Source organism: Streptomyces sp. NPDC046881, from assembly GCF_040645015.1.
Taxonomy (GTDB): Bacteria; Actinomycetota; Actinomycetes; order Streptomycetales; family Streptomycetaceae; genus Streptomyces.
This window is the reverse complement of sequence record NZ_JBEYXJ010000032.1, coordinates 13,965-28,295: the sequence shown is the minus strand read 5'-3', so window position 1 is coordinate 28,295 and position 14,331 is coordinate 13,965. Positions and strand designations below refer to the sequence as shown.

The window sequence follows — 14,331 nt, the reverse complement described above, 5'->3', positions numbered from 1 at the left end:
CGCCGCCGACACGTGACCTCCCGGGGTGTCCGGGGTATAGTATTCACCGACTGATGAATTATTGACGCGCTGCTCCGACGAAGGGCAGGACCGCAATGGAAAAGACCACGTGCTGCGTCGTGGGGGGCGGCCCGGCCGGCATGGTGCTCGCCCTGCTGCTGGCGCGCGCCGGGATCGCGGTGACCGTCCTGGAGAAACACGCCGACTTCCTGCGCGACTTCCGGGGCGACACCGTGCACCCGTCGACCCTGGCCCTGCTCGACGACCTCGGGCTGACGGAGGCCTTCGCCCGGCTGCCGCAGCGCCGGGTGCGCACCGTTCAGCTGCCCGTGGGGCCCGGCCGCTCGCCGGTCACGGTCGGCGACCTCTCGGTCCTGCGCGGCCCCCACAACTACGTGGCGATGGTGCCCCAGTGGGACCTGCTGGACCTGCTCGCCGACGAGGCCCGGCGCGAGCCGTCCTTCGAGCTGCGGATGAACACCGAGGCGACCTCCTTCCTCGTCGAGTCCGGCCGGGTGACCGGGGTGCGCTACCGCACCTCCGACGGCCGCACCGGCGAGCTGCGCGCCGTCCTCACCGTCGCCTGCGACGGCCGCGGCTCGCTGGCCCGCGCCCTCCCCGAACTGGGACTGCGCCGCTTCCCCTGCCCGATGGACGCCTGGTGGTTGCGCCTGCCGCGCCGGGACGGCGACCCCAGCGGACTGGTCGGCGGTGCCGGCGCGGGCTTCCTCACCGCGATGATCGACCGGGGCGACTACTGGCAGTGCGCCGCGCTCATCCCCAAGGGCACCGACGCCGAGCGCCGCGCCGCGGGCCTGGACCGCTTCCTGGCCTCCTTCGCCGAGGCCGTCCCCTGGATCGCCGACCGGACGCACACCCTGCGCTCCTGGGACGACGTCAAGCTGCTCGACGTCCACCTGGACCGGCTGCGCCGCTGGCACCGCCCCGGTCTGCTGTGCATCGGCGACGCCGCGCACGCCATGTCCCCGGTCTTCGGCATCGGGATCAACCTCGCCGTGCAGGACGCCGTGGCCACGGCCCGCCACCTGACCGAGCCGCTGCGCCGCGGGACCGTGCGCCTGGAGGACGTCCGCGCGGTACAGCGCCGCCGCCGGCCCACCACGGTCGCCACCCAGGCCCTGCAGCGGGCCGCCCACGCCCGCTTCATCGCCCCCGTCCTGAGCGGCCGGCCGCCCCTGGGCGACGCCGACCGGGCCCGGCGCCTCGCCGGCCTGGTCACCGGCTCGCCCCTGCTGCGCCGCCTCCCCGCGTACTTCATCGCCTACGGCGCCCTGCGCGAACGCCCGCCCGAGGCGGCGGTGCGCCGGCCGGCGGACCGGGCACCGCGCGCGGCCGGCTCCCGGCGCGACGGCCGACCCGGTCCCGCGGGCCCGGCGGGGCGTGGGTCAGGTCACATATGACCTGGTTCGCACAGCCTCCCGGCCGTGCCCGGTGCCCGGCTACCGTTGCGTCGAGCCCCTGTACCCCTCGCACCTCGGACGGCCCGGCTGTGCTCACTGACCTGTCCCCCCTGATAGCCGCCACGGCACGCTGGCTGACGGCGGCCTACCCGCCGTGCGGCGGTGCGCTGGCCTCGGCGCTGTGCGAGGTGCAGGCCCGGCAGGCGGTGACGGTCGCCGCCTGGCTGCGCTACCCCACCGAGATCGACGCCGGCCTGGTGACCCTGGCGGGCCCCGGCGGCGCGGACCGCCTGGACTGGGTCACCGGCGCCGAGCCGGCCGGTGACCAGCCGGCCGAGGACTGGGCCTGGCGCACCTGGGTGGACGAGGTCGTGGCCAGCTGGGCCGCCACGCTGCTCACCGACGCCGAGCTGGCCGGACTGGCAGTCGCCGCCCTGGCCGAGGGCGAGCACTCCGCGGGACCGGCCGAGTTCCGCCGGCTGCTCACCCCCGACGACGGCGACCACCGCGCCGCCGCCCTGCTCCGCCACCCCGACCTGCTGGCCCCCGTGGCCGGACTCCACCACGACCAGCTCCTCCTCCGCCTCGCCCCGGGACGCTCCCTGGCGGCCTGAAGCCCGGTGCCGTACACCCCCGCACGGGTACCTCGGACCCGACGCGGGGGCCGGCCGCCGCGGCGGCGGCACCGCCGTGCGGGCGGCCGTACGCCACCCGGACGGGGGCCGGCGGCCGAGGTGCGCTCACCGCGGGGAAAGGCTCGGCCATGGCCTTCAAGAAACCCGTCCACCGCGGCGGCCCGCGCCGCGGCCGGTTCGACCAGTTCGCCGAGTACGCCTCGAACTTCACCAGCTCACCGCTGTTCTTCCTGTTCTGCCTGCTGCTCGTCGCCTTCTTCGCCGCCTCCCACATCGCCCACCTGCCGACCGAGCTGCAACTGCTCGCGGGCGAGTCCATGACGGCGGTGACCCTGCTGCTCCTGGCGCTGCTGAAGAACGCCGAGGTGCGCGCCGAGCACGCGATCCAGCGCAAGCTCGACGCGATCGCCGGGGCCCTGCTGGACGCGCACCGGGACGACCGGAGCCAGGCGTACGAGGATCTGCGGAATGCGATCCGGATGGAGGAAGAGACCTGACCCGGGGCGGCGAAACGCCGCGGCGGTTCTTCACGGCACCCCGCCGAGCGACGACCATGCCGTGTCATGGACATTCTGCTCGTCGCCAGCGCGTTCAACAGCCTCTCCCAGCGTCTGTACGCCGAACTCTCGGACCACGGGCACCAGGTGGACGTCGTCCTCGCCGCGCACGGCCCCGACCCGGTCCGGGCCGCCGTGCGCGAGCTGCGCCCGGACCTGATCGTCGCGCCGATGCTCCGGACGGCCCTGCCCGAGGACGTCTGGCGGGAGCACACCTGCCTGATCGTGCACCCCGGCCCGCCCGGCGACCGCGGCCCGTCCTCGCTGGACTGGGCCATCGAGGGCCGGGCGGAGCAGTGGGGCGTGACCGTCCTCCAGGCCGAGGCCGGGATGGACGCGGGCCCGGTCTGGGCGGCCGAGCCGTTCCCCGTACCGCCCGTCGGCAAGAGCGACCTCTACCGCAACGAGGCCTCCGACGCCGCCGTCACCGCCGTCCTGACGGCCGTACGGCGCTACGCGGCCGGCGACCACAAGCCGCTCGCGCAGACCGACGAGTCGGTCACCGTCGTCTGGCGCGACTTCTACCGCCAGGAGCGGCGCCGCATCGACTGGGAGCGGGACGACACCGAGACGGTCCTGCGCACACTGCGCGGCGCCGACTCCCAGCCGGGCGTCCTCGACGAACTCCTCGGCCACGAGGTGTTCCTGCACGGCGGGCACCCCGAGGACCGGCTGCGCGGCCGCCCCGGCACCCTGCTGGCCCAGCGCGCGGGCGCCGTCTGCCGGGCCACCCGCGACGGCGCCGTCTGGATCCCGGAACTGCGCCCCCGCAGGAACTCCGGCGACCCGGCGCCCTTCCGCCGGCCGGCCGCCGCGGTCCTCGCCGCGTACCAGCCGGACCTCGCGCTCCCGGAGGTCCCCGCCCCGCCGGACCTCCCGCCCGGCCGGCGCACCTGGAGCGACATCCGCTACCGGCAGCGCGGCGACGTCGGCTTCCTCGGCTTCTCCTTCCCGGGCGGCGCGATGAGCACCGACCAGTGCCGCAGACTCCTCGCCGCCTACACCGAGGCCCTCACCCGCCCCACCCGCGTCCTCGTCCTCGGCGGCACCCGCGACTTCTTCTCCAACGGCATCCACCTCAACGTCGTCGAGGCCGCCCCCGACCCCGCCCAGGAGTCCTGGACCAACCTCAACGCCATCGACGACCTGGTGGAGGCCGTGCTGCGCACCACCGACCGGCTGGTGGTGGCCGCGCTCGCCGGCAACGCGGCGGCCGGCGGCGCCATGCTGGCCCTCGCCGCCGACCAGGTCTGGTGCCGCACGGGCGTCGTCCTCAACCCGCACTACCGGCGCATGGGCCTGTACGGCTCCGAGTTCTGGACGTACACCCTGCCGCGCCGCGTCGGCCCGGACCAGGCCGAGCGGCTCACCACCGAGGCACTGCCGGTCAGCGCCGCCCGCGCCGAGCGGCTCGGTCTCGTCGACCGCCTCGTACCGGCCGCACCCGGCGACTTCGCGGCCGAGGTGGAGCTGCTGGCGGCCGGACTCGCCGCCGCCCCGGACCTGGACCGGCGGCTCGCCGCCAAGGCGGCGGCCCGCGCCGCGGACGAGCGGCGGCGGCCCCTCGCCCGCTACCGCGAGGACGAGCTGGCCCGCATGCACGCCGTCTTCTTCGACCCCGAGGCCCCCTACCACGCCCTGCGCGCGGCCTTCGTCCGCAAGACCCCGGGCGGCTCACCCCGGCCCCTCGCCGCGCCGGCCGGAGACCTCCGGTGACGCCCCGGCTCCTGGTGGCCGGCGTCGGCAACATCTTCCTCGCCGACGACGCCTTCGGCCCCGAGGTGATCCGCGCCCTCGAACCCCGCCCCCTGCCGCCCGGGGTGCGGGTGCGCGACTACGGCATCCGCGGCCTGGACCTCGCCTACGACCTGCTGTCCGGGTACGCCGCCGCGGTCCTGGTCGACGCGGCCCCGCGCGGCCACCGCCCCGGCACCCTCTCGCTGATCGAGGCCGACCCCCCCGACGGCACCGTCCCGCCCGAAGCCCACGGCATGGACCCGGCGAAGGTGCTGGCCCTGGCCACCCACCTGGGCGACGAACCCCTGCCCCGGGTCCTCGTCCTGGCCTGCGAACCCGGTGTGCTGCCGAGCGACGACGACCTCCTGCCCGGACTGAGCGCCCCGGTGCGGGAAGCCGTCGACCGGGCCGTGGACGCGCTGCACACGCTCGTCCCCGCCCTGCTCGCCGACCCCGCCGGGCCACTGCCCCCGTTGGGCCGCCCGATGGAATCCGGGACCGCGCACTCGGCTGCGCTGCCCGGTACGGCACCCCGCTGGGCCGAAGATCGGTGAGACCCCGGGCCGCGCCGGAAGCGGCCCGGGCCCCCGTCACCGCACCCGAGGAGCAGCGCCCATGTGCCGGTCCGACCTCAGACAGGCCGTCCTCGCCAAGAACGACGGGCTGGCCGCGAGCCTGCGCGACGACCTCGCCCGGCAGGGCGCGACCCTGGTCAACCTGCTGTCCAGCCCGGGCAGCGGCAAGACCGAACTCCTCGCCCGGGTGCTGGCCCGGGCGGGGGAGCGGGGCGTGCCGGTGGCCGCGCTCACCGCCGACCTGGCCACCGAGAACGACGCCGTCCGGCTCGCCCGGTCCGGCGCGCCCGTCCGGCAGCTGCTCACCGACGGACTGTGCCACCTGGAGGCCGGTCAGGTCCGCGCCCGCCTGGCGGACTGGCTGCCGCAGGACACCTCCGTGCTCTTCGTGGAGAACGTCGGCAACCTGGTCTGCCCGGCCTCCTACGACCTCGGCGAGACCCTGCGGATCGTGCTGATGGCGGTCACCGAGGGAGAGGACAAGCCGCTGAAGTACCCCACCGCGTTCGGCTCCGCCCACCTCGTCGTCATCACCAAGACCGACCTGGCCGGACCGGCCGGCTTCGACGAGAGCCTCTTCCACGAGAACGTGCACCAGGTCAACCCGGGCGTGGAGATCGTACGGTCGTGCGCCCGCACCGGCACCGGCGTCGGCACGCTCCTCGACCACGCCCTCGCCGCCCGCGACGGGGCCCCGGCGCACCGCCCGCCGCTCGCCCCACACCCGCACTCCCACCACCACCCGGCGTCCGCCCCCGTCTCGTGACCGCGCCCGCCACCGGCTCGGTCCGCCGCCGGATCACCGTGCGCGGCACGGTGCAGGGCGTCGGCTTCCGGCCCTACGTGCACCGCCTGGCCGCCGGTCTCGCACTGGCCGGGTTCGTCAGCAACACCGCCGACGGCGTGCTCATCGAGGTCGAGGGCCCGCCGGACGACGTGGACCGGTTCGCCGACCTGCTGACCGAGCAGCCGCCCCCGCTGGCGGCCGTGACCGGCGTCGGCCGCGAGGACGTCCCCGCCACCGGCGCCACCGGCCCCTTCACCATCCGCCCCACCGACCGGTCCCCGGGCCGCACCCAGCTCCCGCCCGACAGCGCGACCTGTGCCGACTGCCTGCGCGAACTCGCCGACCCCGGCGACCGCCGGCACCGCCACCCCTTCGTCACCTGCACCCACTGCGGCCCCCGGTTCACCATCGCCACCGGCATGCCGTACGACCGGCCGGCCACCACCATGGCCGGCTTCCCGATGTGCCCCGCCTGCGCCCGCGAGTACGGCGACCCCGCCGACCGCCGCTTCCACGCCCAGCCCGTCGCCTGCCCCGACTGCGGCCCGCGCCTCGCCCTCGTCCCGGCCACGGGCCTCGGCGTCCGCGCGGCCCGGGACGCGGAGGCCCTCGCCACCGCACGCGCGCTGCTCGCCACCGGGCGGATCGTCGCCGTCAAGGGCATCGGCGGCTACCACCTGGCCTGCGACGCGACCGACGCCCGGGCCGTCGCCACGCTGCGCGCCCGCAAGGAGCGGGGCGGCAAGGCCTTCGCGGTGATGTGCGCCGACCTCGGCACGGCGGAGCGCGTCGCGGTGCTGTCCAGCGCCGAACGCGCCGCGCTCACCGGCGCCCGCCGCCCCATCGTCCTGCTGCGCGGACGCACCCACGGGGAGGGGCCCCGCCTGGCCGCCGAGGTCTGCCCGGGCAGCCCGCACGTCGGCCTGCTGCTGCCCTACACCCCCGTGCACACCCTGTTGTTCGGGCTGCCCGGCGACCCGCCGGGACCCCGGCTGCTCGTCATGACCAGCGGCAACCGCTCCGGTGAGCCCATCGTCACCGACGACACCGAGGCGCTGACCCGGCTGGCCGGCATCGCCGACGCCTGGCTCACCCACGACCGGCCCATCGCGTGCCCCTGCGACGACTCCCTGCTGCGCGTCCGCGCCGACGGCACCGAACAGGTCCTGCGCCGCTCCCGCGGCTACGTCCCCCGCCCCCTGCGCCTCCCGCTCCCCGTCCGGCCGACCCTCGCCGTCGGCGGCGACCTGAAGAACGCCCTCTGCCTGGGCGAGTCCGACCAGGCCTGGTTCGGTCCGCACATCGGCGACATGGCCGACCTCGCCACCCTGCAGGCCGCCGAGCGGGCCGAACGGCACCTCGCCCGCCTCACCGGCGTCACCCCCCGGCGGGTGGCCGCCGACCGCCACCCCGGCTACCACTCGGCCCGCCGGGGCCGCAGCCGCGCCACCCAGCTCGGACTGCGCGGACCGGTGTCGGTCCAGCACCACCACGCCCACATCGCCGCCGCGATGGCCGAACACGGCCTCGACGGCAGCGAGCCCGTGCTCGGCGTCGCCTTCGACGGCACCGGGTACGGCGACGACGGCACGGTGTGGGGCGGCGAGATCCTGCTCGCCGACTACACCGGCTACCGGCGCCTCGCCCGCCTGACCCCCGCCCCGCTGCCCGGCGGCGACGCCGGCGTGGCCAACCCCTGCCGCCTGGCCCTGGCCCGGCTGTGGGCGGCGGGACTGCCGTGGACCCCGGGCCTGCCCAGCGTCGAGGCGTGCACCGAGCCCGAACGCGTCCTCCTGCACCGGCAGTTGACCCGGCAGCTGGCCTGCGTGCCGACCTCCAGCATGGGCCGGCTCTTCGACGCCGTGTCGTCCCTGGCGGGACTGTGCCACCGCGCAGGCTACGAGGCGCAGGCGGCGCTGGAACTGGAGGCGGCGGCGCTGGAGGCGAAGGACGCGGACACGGGGGCCTACCCCTTCGGGATCACCGCCGGGCGACTGCCGTGGGAGATGAACCCCGCCCCCGCTCTCCTCGCGCTGCTGGACGACCGGGCCCGCCGCACCCCCGTACCCGTCCTGGCCGCCCGCTTCCACCGGGGCGTCGCGCGGGCGGTCGCGGACGTCTGCTGCCGGGCCCGCGCGGACACCGGCCGCACCACCGTCGCCCTCACCGGCGGTGTCTTCGCCAACGCCCTGCTGGAGGAGGAGGCCGCCCGGCTGCTCACCACGGCCGGCTTCACGGTCCTCCGGCACGGCGAAGTCCCCCCGAACGACGGCGGTCTGGCGCTCGGCCAGCTGATGGTCGCGGGAACAGCAGTCAACCACGAGACGGAGTGACCCATGTGTCTGGCAGTGCCCGGCAAGGTGGTGTCCATCGACCACCGCGCCGACCCGCTCACCGGCCTGATCGACTTCGGCGGCGTACGCAAACAGGCCTGCCTGGAGTACCTCCCCGACATCCAGGTGGGCGAGTACGTCATCGTCCACGTCGGCTTCGCGCTGCAGCGCCTGGACGAGGAGTCGGCCCGGGCCTCCCTGGAGCTGTTCGGGCAACTCGGGCTGCTGGAGGAGGAGTTCGGCGACGCCTGGCAGCAGGCGGCACGGCAGGAGAGCGGAAGTGAGGCCCGGTGAAGTACCTCGACGAGTTCAACGACCCGGAACTGGCGCGCCGGCTGCTGGACGAGATCCGGGCCACGGCCACCCGGCCCTGGGCCCTGATGGAGGTCTGCGGCGGCCAGACCCACTCCATCATCCGTCACGGCATCGACCAACTCCTCCCGGAAGAGGTGGAGTTGATCCACGGCCCGGGCTGCCCGGTCTGCGTGACCCCGCTCGACGTCATCGACAAGGCCCTGGCGATCGCCGCGCGCCCCGAGGTGATCTTCTGTTCCTTCGGGGACATGCTGCGGGTGCCCGGCACCGGCCGGGACCTGTTCCGGGTCAAGGGCGAGGGCGGTGACGTCCGGGTGGTCTACTCGCCGCTGGACGCCGTGGACCTGGCCCGCAAGCACCCCGACCGGCAGGTGGTGTTCTTCGCCATCGGCTTCGAGACGACCGCCCCCGCCAACGCCATGGCCGTGCACCAGGCCCGCCGGCTGGGCCTGGCCAACTTCAGCCTGCTGGTCTCCCACGTCCGGGTCCCCCCGGCGATCGAGGCCATCATGACCGCCCCCGCCTGCCGGGTGCAGGGCTTCCTCGCCGCCGGGCACGTGTGCAGCGTGATGGGCACCGCCGAGTACCCGGACCTCGCCGAGAAGCACCGCGTCCCGCTCGTCGTCACCGGCTTCGAACCGCTGGACATCCTCGAAGGCATCCGCCGCGCCGTCCACCAGCTGGAACGCGGGGAGCACCGGGTGGAGAACGCCTACCCCCGCGCGGTGCGGGAGGAGGGCAACCTGGCGGCCGTCCGCATGATCGAGGAGGTCTTCGAGGTCACCGACCGCAACTGGCGCGGCATCGGCCGCATCCCGGGCAGCGGCTGGCGGCTCGCCGACGCCTTCCGCGCCTACGACGCCGAGCACCGCTTCGACGTCACCGGCATCCGCACCGAGGAACCCGCCGAGTGCCGCGCGGGCGAGGTCCTGCAGGGCCTGATCAAACCCACCGAGTGCGCGGCGTTCGGCACCACCTGCACCCCGCGCACCCCGCTCGGCGCCACCATGGTCTCCAGCGAGGGCGCCTGCGCGGCCTACTACCTGTACCGCAGGATGACCGACACCCCGGCACCCCAGGGATCCCGGATCCCGCGCGAGGAGATGAACCCCGTTGGCTGACCTCGCCACCGAATCCCCCGAGGCGGTCGTCGACCCCGCGAACTGGACCTGCCCCGCCCCCCTGCGCGACCAGCCGGTCGTCGTCATGGGCCACGGCGGAGGCGGCGCCCTGTCGGCGGAGCTGATCCAGCAGGTCTTCACCCCCGCCTACGGCAACCCCACCCTGGCCGCCCTCACCGACTCGGCCGTCCTCGGCCTCGGCGGTGCCCGGCTGGCCTTCTCCACCGACTCCTACGTCGTACGGCCGCTGTTCTTCCCCGGCGGCAGCGTCGGCGACCTCGCCGTCAACGGCACCGTCAACGACCTGGCGATGAGCGGCGCCCGGCCCGCGTACCTGTCCACCGCCTTCATCCTGGAGGAGGGCGTGGAACTTGCCGTCGTGGAGCGCGTGGCGCGCGCCGTCGGCGCGGCGGCCGAGGCGGCCGGCGTCACCATCGCCACCGGCGACACCAAGGTGGTCGAGTCCGGACACGGCGACGGCGTCTACGTCACCACCGCCGGCGTCGGCCTCGTCCCCGAGGGCGTCGACATCCGCCCGCAGCGCGCCCGGCCCGGCGACGCCGTCATCGTCAGCGGTCCGATCGGCCTGCACGGCGTGGCCGTCATGAGCGTGCGGGAGGGCCTGGAGTTCGGCGTGGAGATCACCTCCGACACCGCGCCGCTCGCGGACCTGGTCGCGGCGATGCTGGCGGTCACCCCGGACCTCCACGTGCTGCGCGACCCCACCCGGGGCGGCCTCGGCGCCTCCCTCAACGAGATCGCCCGCGCCTCCGGCACCGGCGTCCTGCTGCGGGAGCGGGCGATCCCGGTGCCCGACGAGGTCGCGAACGCCTGCGGCTTCCTCGGTCTCGACCCGCTGTACGTGGCCAACGAGGGCCGGCTCGTCGCCTTCGTGCCCCCGGAGCACGCCGAGGCCGTCCTGGCGGCGATGCGCGCTCACCCGCAGGGCGCCGGAGCGGCCCGCATCGGCGAGTGCGTGGCCGACCACCCGGGCATGGTGGTCGTCGCCACCGGACTCGGCGGCACCCGGGTGCTGGACCTGCCGCTCGGCGAGCAGCTGCCCCGGATCTGCTGAACCGCCCCCCGGCCCCGCCGTCAGGCCGGGGCCGGGGCCGGCGCCACCCCCGTGATCTCCAACTCCCTGCCGCCGCGCAGCTCCTGCGACGGCCGGTCGCAGCCGGGGCACCAGAAGAACGGCGGCATGCCGACCGCGAACTCCTCGGCACACCCGCCGCACCAGGCCCGCGCCGGCACCTGCTCCACGATCAGCCGGGCCCCGGCGAGGGCCGTGCCGTCGCGGGCCACCTCGAAGGCGAAGTGCAGCGCGTCCGGGACGACACCGGCCAGCTCGCCGACCCGGACCGTCACCGACGACACGCCGTCCGCGCCGTCCGCGCGGGCGATCTCCGCGGCCTGCTCCACGATCGCGGTCGCGATCGACAGCTCGTGCACGCCGGCCTCACGGGTACCGGTGGCCCGCGCGCAGGCCCCCGGTCATCCGGTAGATCCGCAACTCGCGCACGATGCCCGGAAGTTCCTTGACGAACAGGGCCGCGGCCAGGCTGCCGACCACCGCGGCCTGGGCCGCGAGCAGCTGCCGTCCCGAGATCCCCTGCCGTACGGTCCTTCGTCTCCTCATGCCCATGTTCATGACGGTCACTTTCTGCTCCCTCATCCCGGCGAGATGTTCGGCATGTCCTTCACCAGGGCGTCATGCCGTTTCCAGTGGATACCGGTGGAGCGGCGCGCGTCGGAGCTGCCGTCCGGGTGGTGTCCTTGCTGCTGCTTGTAGGGGCCCCTGTTGCCCTGGTGCAGTCCGCGCACGTGGCTCGGCGTGTCGGGCTTCGCCTGGGGGCGGCCCACTCGGATGCTGCCCATCTGAGGTCTCCTTCCGGTCCTCACGACCGCTCGGTCAGCTCCTCGAAGAACTGTTCTACGGCCGGCCAGACCCGGCCGCCACCGGACAGGCCCCGCCACTCGCGGCGGACCAGGGCGATCATCCGGTAGCAGTCGTCGACCGGCACGATCCAGTGTGCGTCGAGTCCGCGCACGGTGTTCACCAGCAGCGCCTCGACGTCGGGGGTCATGGCGGCGAGCTGCGGAACGGCGGCGGCCAGCCGCTGCCAGGCCGCCGCGTCCACCTCCCACCGCATGGCCCCGGCCGGGCTCGGGCCCTGCGCGGTCACCGTGCCGTCGGAGCGCGGCACGAAGAACACCAGCCCCACCGGGACGCCCAGCACGCCGGTGTCGACGGGCGGCAGCCGCAGCCGGCGCCGGGGCACGAGCCGGTACCGGGCCTCGCCCGCCCCGCCGTCGGCGAACAGCACCGAGCACGGCCCGCACACGCACCGCACCTCGGCGGCCCTGGTGTCGTACAGATGGGCGTGTTCCGCGGCCACGCGGGCGGCGCACAGCTCGCACACCTCGGCCTCGTCGCGCACCGCCCGGTCGGCGGCGGAGCGGATCACCCGGGCGAGCGCGCCGTGCACGGTCACCGCGCCTCCTGGGGCAGGCGGCGCTTGATCGTGCTGAGCGGTACGAACGCGGGGGCCGGCCGGCGCTCCGCGGCGACCGGCTCGACCGACTCCAGCTCCGGCGCCACCGCCAGGACCGCGGCCCGCACGGCCTCCAGCGGGTCGGCCGAACCACCGCCGCAGCCCGAACCGCAGCCGCCGCCGGTGCTCAGCCGCACCCGGGCCACCCGCCCGTCGACGCCGGCCCATTCCAGGTCGCCGCCGCGCTCGCGCACCGCGGGCCGCAGCTTCTCCACCGCGCGGGCGGCCCGGCGCTCGGGCGGCTCCGGATGGATGTCGTGCAGGACCAGCAGATGCCCGAGCAGCTCGTCCTCGGCCAGCCGCTCCCGCAGGGGCTGCTCGGCGAGGTCCAGCACGCGGGCGAGGGCCTCGCCGTAGACCTCGGTCAGCAGCCGCACCGCCTCCAGCGCCGGGCCGGGCGTGGTCTCCAGGCCGGCCAGCACCTCGTCGAGCCGGGCCAGGCGCGCCTCCACCGCCGGGTCCGGCAGCCGTACGGCGGTGTCAGCCATGGTTGGCTCCGTACGTCGGCGAGTGCACGGTGGTCAGGGTCTTGCCCTTGCCCATGTACATGTGGACGCCGCACGGCAGACAGGGGTCGAAGCTGCGGACGGTGCGCATGATGTCGACGCCCTTGAAGTCGTCGGGCCCGTTCTCCTCGAAGATCGGCTGGCCCTGCACGGCGTCCTCGTACGGGCCCGGGGTGCCGTAGATGTCACGGGGGCTGGCGTTCCACGGGGTGGGCGGGTACGGGTGGTAGTTGGCGATCTTCTTGTCCCGGATCACCAGGTGGTGCGAGAGGACACCGCGCACCGCCTCGTGGAAGCCGCAGCCGATCGACTCGTCGGGCACCTCGAAGTTCTCGTACACCTTGGTGTCGCCGTTGCGCAGCATCCCCATCGCCTCGTCCAGGAACTGCAGCGCCATGGCGGCGGCGTAGGCGATGAAGTACGGCCGGGCGCGGTCCCGTTCGAGGGTGTTGCTCCACTTCGGGATGCGCCACTCCAGGGTCGTCTCCGGCAGCTTCTCGCCCCTCGGGAGGGTGATGCGGATGCCGCCGCCGGTGGCCTTGACGTACGGCGTGTCGACGAGGCCGCTCAGCGCGGTCGACCAGAGCCGGGCCAGGGGGCCGCCGCCGGTGTCCAGGGCGAGGTACTCACCCGTCCCCGGGTGGTGCCAGCGGGGGCTCATCACCCAGCTGTAGTTGCCCTCGAAGTCCCGCTTCTGCGGCACCGGCACGGTGGTCTGGTTCCACGGGTGCCGCATGTCGACGGGGTTGCCGAGCGGGTCGTGGGTGACGAACGGCTCCTCGTTGACCCAGTCCTCGTAGAACGAGCTGCCCAGCATGATGCGCAGGCCGAGGTTGATGTCGACGAGGTTGTTGGTGACGAGCTGCCCGTCCACGATGATGCCCGGCGTGACGTACATCGCCCGGCCCCACTCGTTCATCGTCGCGTAGCGGTAGTCGACGACGTCCGGGTTCTGGAAGGCGCCCCAGCAGCCCAGCAGGATGCGGCGCTTGCCGACCTCCTCGTAGCCGGGCAGGGCGTCGTAGAAGAAGTCGAAGACGTCGTCGTTCATCGCCACCGCCTTCTTGATGAAGTCGATGACGCGCAGCAGGCGGCTGAGGTAGTCGGTGAAGGTGTTCGGCTGCGGCATCGTGCCGACCCCGCCCGGGTACAGCGTGGAGGGGTGCACGTGCCGCCCCTCCATCAGGCAGAACATCTCCCGGGTGATCCGGCTGACCTTCAGCGCCTCCTTGTAGACCTCGCCCTCGAAGGGGTTGAAGGCCTTCATGATCTCGGCGATGGTCCGGTAGCCGTGGATGTCCCCGCGGGGTGCGTCGGTGCGCTCGGCGCGGGCCAGGACACCCGGGTTGGTGGCCTTGACCATCGCCTCGCAGAAGTCCACGAAGACCAGGTTGTCCTGGAAGATCGTGTGGTCGAAGATGTACTCCGCCGCCTCGCCGAGGTTGGTGATGTGCTCGGCCAGCTTCGGCGGCTTGACGCCGTAGGCCATCTGCTGGGCGTAGTTGGAGCAGGTGGTGTGGTTGTCGCCGCAGATGCCGCAGATCCGCGAGGTGATGAACCCGGCGTCCCGCGGGTCCTTGCCCTTCATGAACACCGAGTAGCCGCGGAACAGCGACGAGGTGCTGTGGCACTCCACGACTTCCCGGTTGGCGAAGTCGATCTTCGTGTAGATGCCCAGGTTGCCGATGATCCGGGTGATGGGGTCCCAGGACATGTCGACGAGCTGGGCGGGTTTGCGTTCTGTGGGCCGGGACTCGGTGGTGGTCATCTGCGGTGCTGCCCCTCGCTG

Annotated in this window: 16 protein-coding genes; 10 read left to right on the top strand and 6 right to left on the bottom strand. The window is 74.5% G+C overall.

Annotated elements, in window-relative coordinates; all coding sequences use genetic code 11:
• Positions 1–95: 95 nt before the first annotated feature.
• The 10 genes from ABZ923_RS17800 to hypE all read left to right on the top strand — a co-directional run bounded on the left by ABZ923_RS17800 (position 96) and on the right by hypE (position 10,556).
• Entirely contained in the window at positions 96–1,421 is a 1,326-nt protein-coding gene (locus tag ABZ923_RS17800) for an FAD-dependent oxidoreductase (RefSeq protein ID WP_361472118.1), read from the top strand.
• An 89-nt stretch (positions 1,422–1,510) separates the two neighbouring features.
• Complete coding sequence (locus ABZ923_RS17795) at positions 1,511–2,035, top strand: hypothetical protein (RefSeq protein ID WP_361472115.1); 525 nt, start codon at positions 1,511–1,513, stop codon at positions 2,033–2,035.
• Between the two features lie 149 nt (positions 2,036–2,184).
• The gene (locus ABZ923_RS17790) at positions 2,185–2,553 is read left to right on the top strand and encodes a low affinity iron permease family protein (protein ID WP_361472112.1); all 369 of its coding nucleotides are present in this window, start codon (positions 2,185–2,187) and stop codon (positions 2,551–2,553) included.
• A gap of 66 nt (positions 2,554–2,619) precedes the next feature.
• Positions 2,620–4,329 (top strand): hydrogenase maturation protein, encoded by a 1,710-nt coding sequence (locus ABZ923_RS17785; RefSeq protein ID WP_361472108.1) that lies wholly within the window; start codon positions 2,620–2,622, stop codon positions 4,327–4,329.
• Positions 4,326–4,904, top strand: coding sequence for a hydrogenase maturation protease (locus ABZ923_RS17780; RefSeq protein WP_361472105.1), 579 nt, complete (start codon positions 4,326–4,328; stop codon positions 4,902–4,904). Before ABZ923_RS17785 ends, ABZ923_RS17780 begins: the two co-directional genes overlap by 4 nt.
• Positions 4,905–4,965: 61 nt before the next feature.
• Positions 4,966–5,691 (top strand): hydrogenase nickel incorporation protein HypB, encoded by a 726-nt coding sequence (hypB, locus tag ABZ923_RS17775; RefSeq protein ID WP_361472102.1) that lies wholly within the window; start codon positions 4,966–4,968, stop codon positions 5,689–5,691.
• Complete coding sequence (gene hypF / locus ABZ923_RS17770) at positions 5,688–8,045, top strand: carbamoyltransferase HypF (RefSeq protein WP_361472099.1); 2,358 nt, start codon at positions 5,688–5,690, stop codon at positions 8,043–8,045. The genes hypB and hypF overlap by 4 nt, the downstream gene beginning before the upstream one ends.
• A 3-nt stretch (positions 8,046–8,048) precedes the next feature.
• The gene (locus ABZ923_RS17765) at positions 8,049–8,339 is read left to right on the top strand and encodes a HypC/HybG/HupF family hydrogenase formation chaperone (RefSeq protein WP_361472096.1); all 291 of its coding nucleotides are present in this window, start codon (positions 8,049–8,051) and stop codon (positions 8,337–8,339) included.
• Entirely contained in the window at positions 8,336–9,481 is a 1,146-nt protein-coding gene (gene hypD, locus ABZ923_RS17760) for a hydrogenase formation protein HypD (RefSeq protein ID WP_361472093.1), read from the top strand. The genes ABZ923_RS17765 and hypD overlap by 4 nt, the downstream gene beginning before the upstream one ends.
• Positions 9,474–10,556, top strand: coding sequence for a hydrogenase expression/formation protein HypE (gene hypE, locus ABZ923_RS17755; RefSeq protein ID WP_361472091.1), 1,083 nt, complete (start codon positions 9,474–9,476; stop codon positions 10,554–10,556). Before hypD ends, hypE begins: the two co-directional genes overlap by 8 nt.
• A gap of 20 nt (positions 10,557–10,576) precedes the next feature.
• Here hypE and hypA read toward each other — a convergent pair whose 3' ends face one another.
• The 6 genes from hypA to ABZ923_RS17725 are packed head-to-tail and all read right to left on the bottom strand — an operon-like array spanning position 10,577 to position 14,310.
• Positions 10,577–10,933 carry a hydrogenase maturation nickel metallochaperone HypA gene (hypA, locus tag ABZ923_RS17750; protein ID WP_361472088.1) on the bottom strand — a complete coding sequence of 119 codons (357 nt, stop codon included), beginning with the start codon at positions 10,931–10,933 and terminating at the stop codon, positions 10,577–10,579.
• 7 nt (positions 10,934–10,940) lie between these two features.
• Positions 10,941–11,132, bottom strand: a complete 192-nt coding sequence (locus ABZ923_RS17745) for a hypothetical protein (RefSeq protein ID WP_361472233.1) — start codon at positions 11,130–11,132, stop codon at positions 10,941–10,943.
• A 20-nt stretch (positions 11,133–11,152) separates the two neighbouring features.
• On the bottom strand, positions 11,153–11,359 hold the full coding sequence (locus ABZ923_RS17740; RefSeq protein WP_361472086.1) for a hypothetical protein: 207 nt from the start codon (positions 11,357–11,359) through the stop codon (positions 11,153–11,155).
• Between the two features lie 20 nt (positions 11,360–11,379).
• Positions 11,380–11,976, bottom strand: a complete 597-nt coding sequence (locus ABZ923_RS17735; RefSeq protein ID WP_361472083.1) for a DUF5947 family protein — start codon at positions 11,974–11,976, stop codon at positions 11,380–11,382.
• On the bottom strand, positions 11,973–12,524 hold the full coding sequence (locus ABZ923_RS17730) for a NifU family protein (RefSeq protein ID WP_361472080.1): 552 nt from the start codon (positions 12,522–12,524) through the stop codon (positions 11,973–11,975). Before ABZ923_RS17730 ends, ABZ923_RS17735 begins: the two co-directional genes overlap by 4 nt.
• Complete coding sequence (locus ABZ923_RS17725) at positions 12,517–14,310, bottom strand: nickel-dependent hydrogenase large subunit (RefSeq protein ID WP_361472077.1); 1,794 nt, start codon at positions 14,308–14,310, stop codon at positions 12,517–12,519. The genes ABZ923_RS17730 and ABZ923_RS17725 overlap by 8 nt, the downstream gene beginning before the upstream one ends.
• Between the last annotated feature and the right edge of the window lie 21 nt (positions 14,311–14,331).

What these genes read in the sequence shown, in the direction of transcription:
- ABZ923_RS17800 (WP_361472118.1), top strand. Translation starts at nt 96, where the DNA reads ATGGAAAAGACCACGTGCTGCGTCGTGGGGGGCGGCCCGGCCGGCATG.
- ABZ923_RS17790 (WP_361472112.1), top strand. Translation starts at nt 2,185, where the DNA reads ATGGCCTTCAAGAAACCCGTCCACCGCGGCGGCCCGCGCCGCGGCCGG.
- ABZ923_RS17785 (WP_361472108.1), top strand. Translation starts at nt 2,620, where the DNA reads ATGGACATTCTGCTCGTCGCCAGCGCGTTCAACAGCCTCTCCCAGCGT.
- hypB (WP_361472102.1), top strand. Translation starts at nt 4,966, where the DNA reads ATGTGCCGGTCCGACCTCAGACAGGCCGTCCTCGCCAAGAACGACGGG.
- ABZ923_RS17765 (WP_361472096.1), top strand. Translation starts at nt 8,049, where the DNA reads ATGTGTCTGGCAGTGCCCGGCAAGGTGGTGTCCATCGACCACCGCGCC.
- ABZ923_RS17745 (WP_361472233.1), bottom strand. Translation starts at nt 11,132, where the DNA reads ATGAACATGGGCATGAGGAGACGAAGGACCGTACGGCAGGGGATCTCG.
- ABZ923_RS17740 (WP_361472086.1), bottom strand. Translation starts at nt 11,359, where the DNA reads ATGGGCAGCATCCGAGTGGGCCGCCCCCAGGCGAAGCCCGACACGCCG.
- ABZ923_RS17730 (WP_361472080.1), bottom strand. Translation starts at nt 12,524, where the DNA reads ATGGCTGACACCGCCGTACGGCTGCCGGACCCGGCGGTGGAGGCGCGC.
- ABZ923_RS17725 (WP_361472077.1), bottom strand. Translation starts at nt 14,310, where the DNA reads ATGACCACCACCGAGTCCCGGCCCACAGAACGCAAACCCGCCCAGCTC.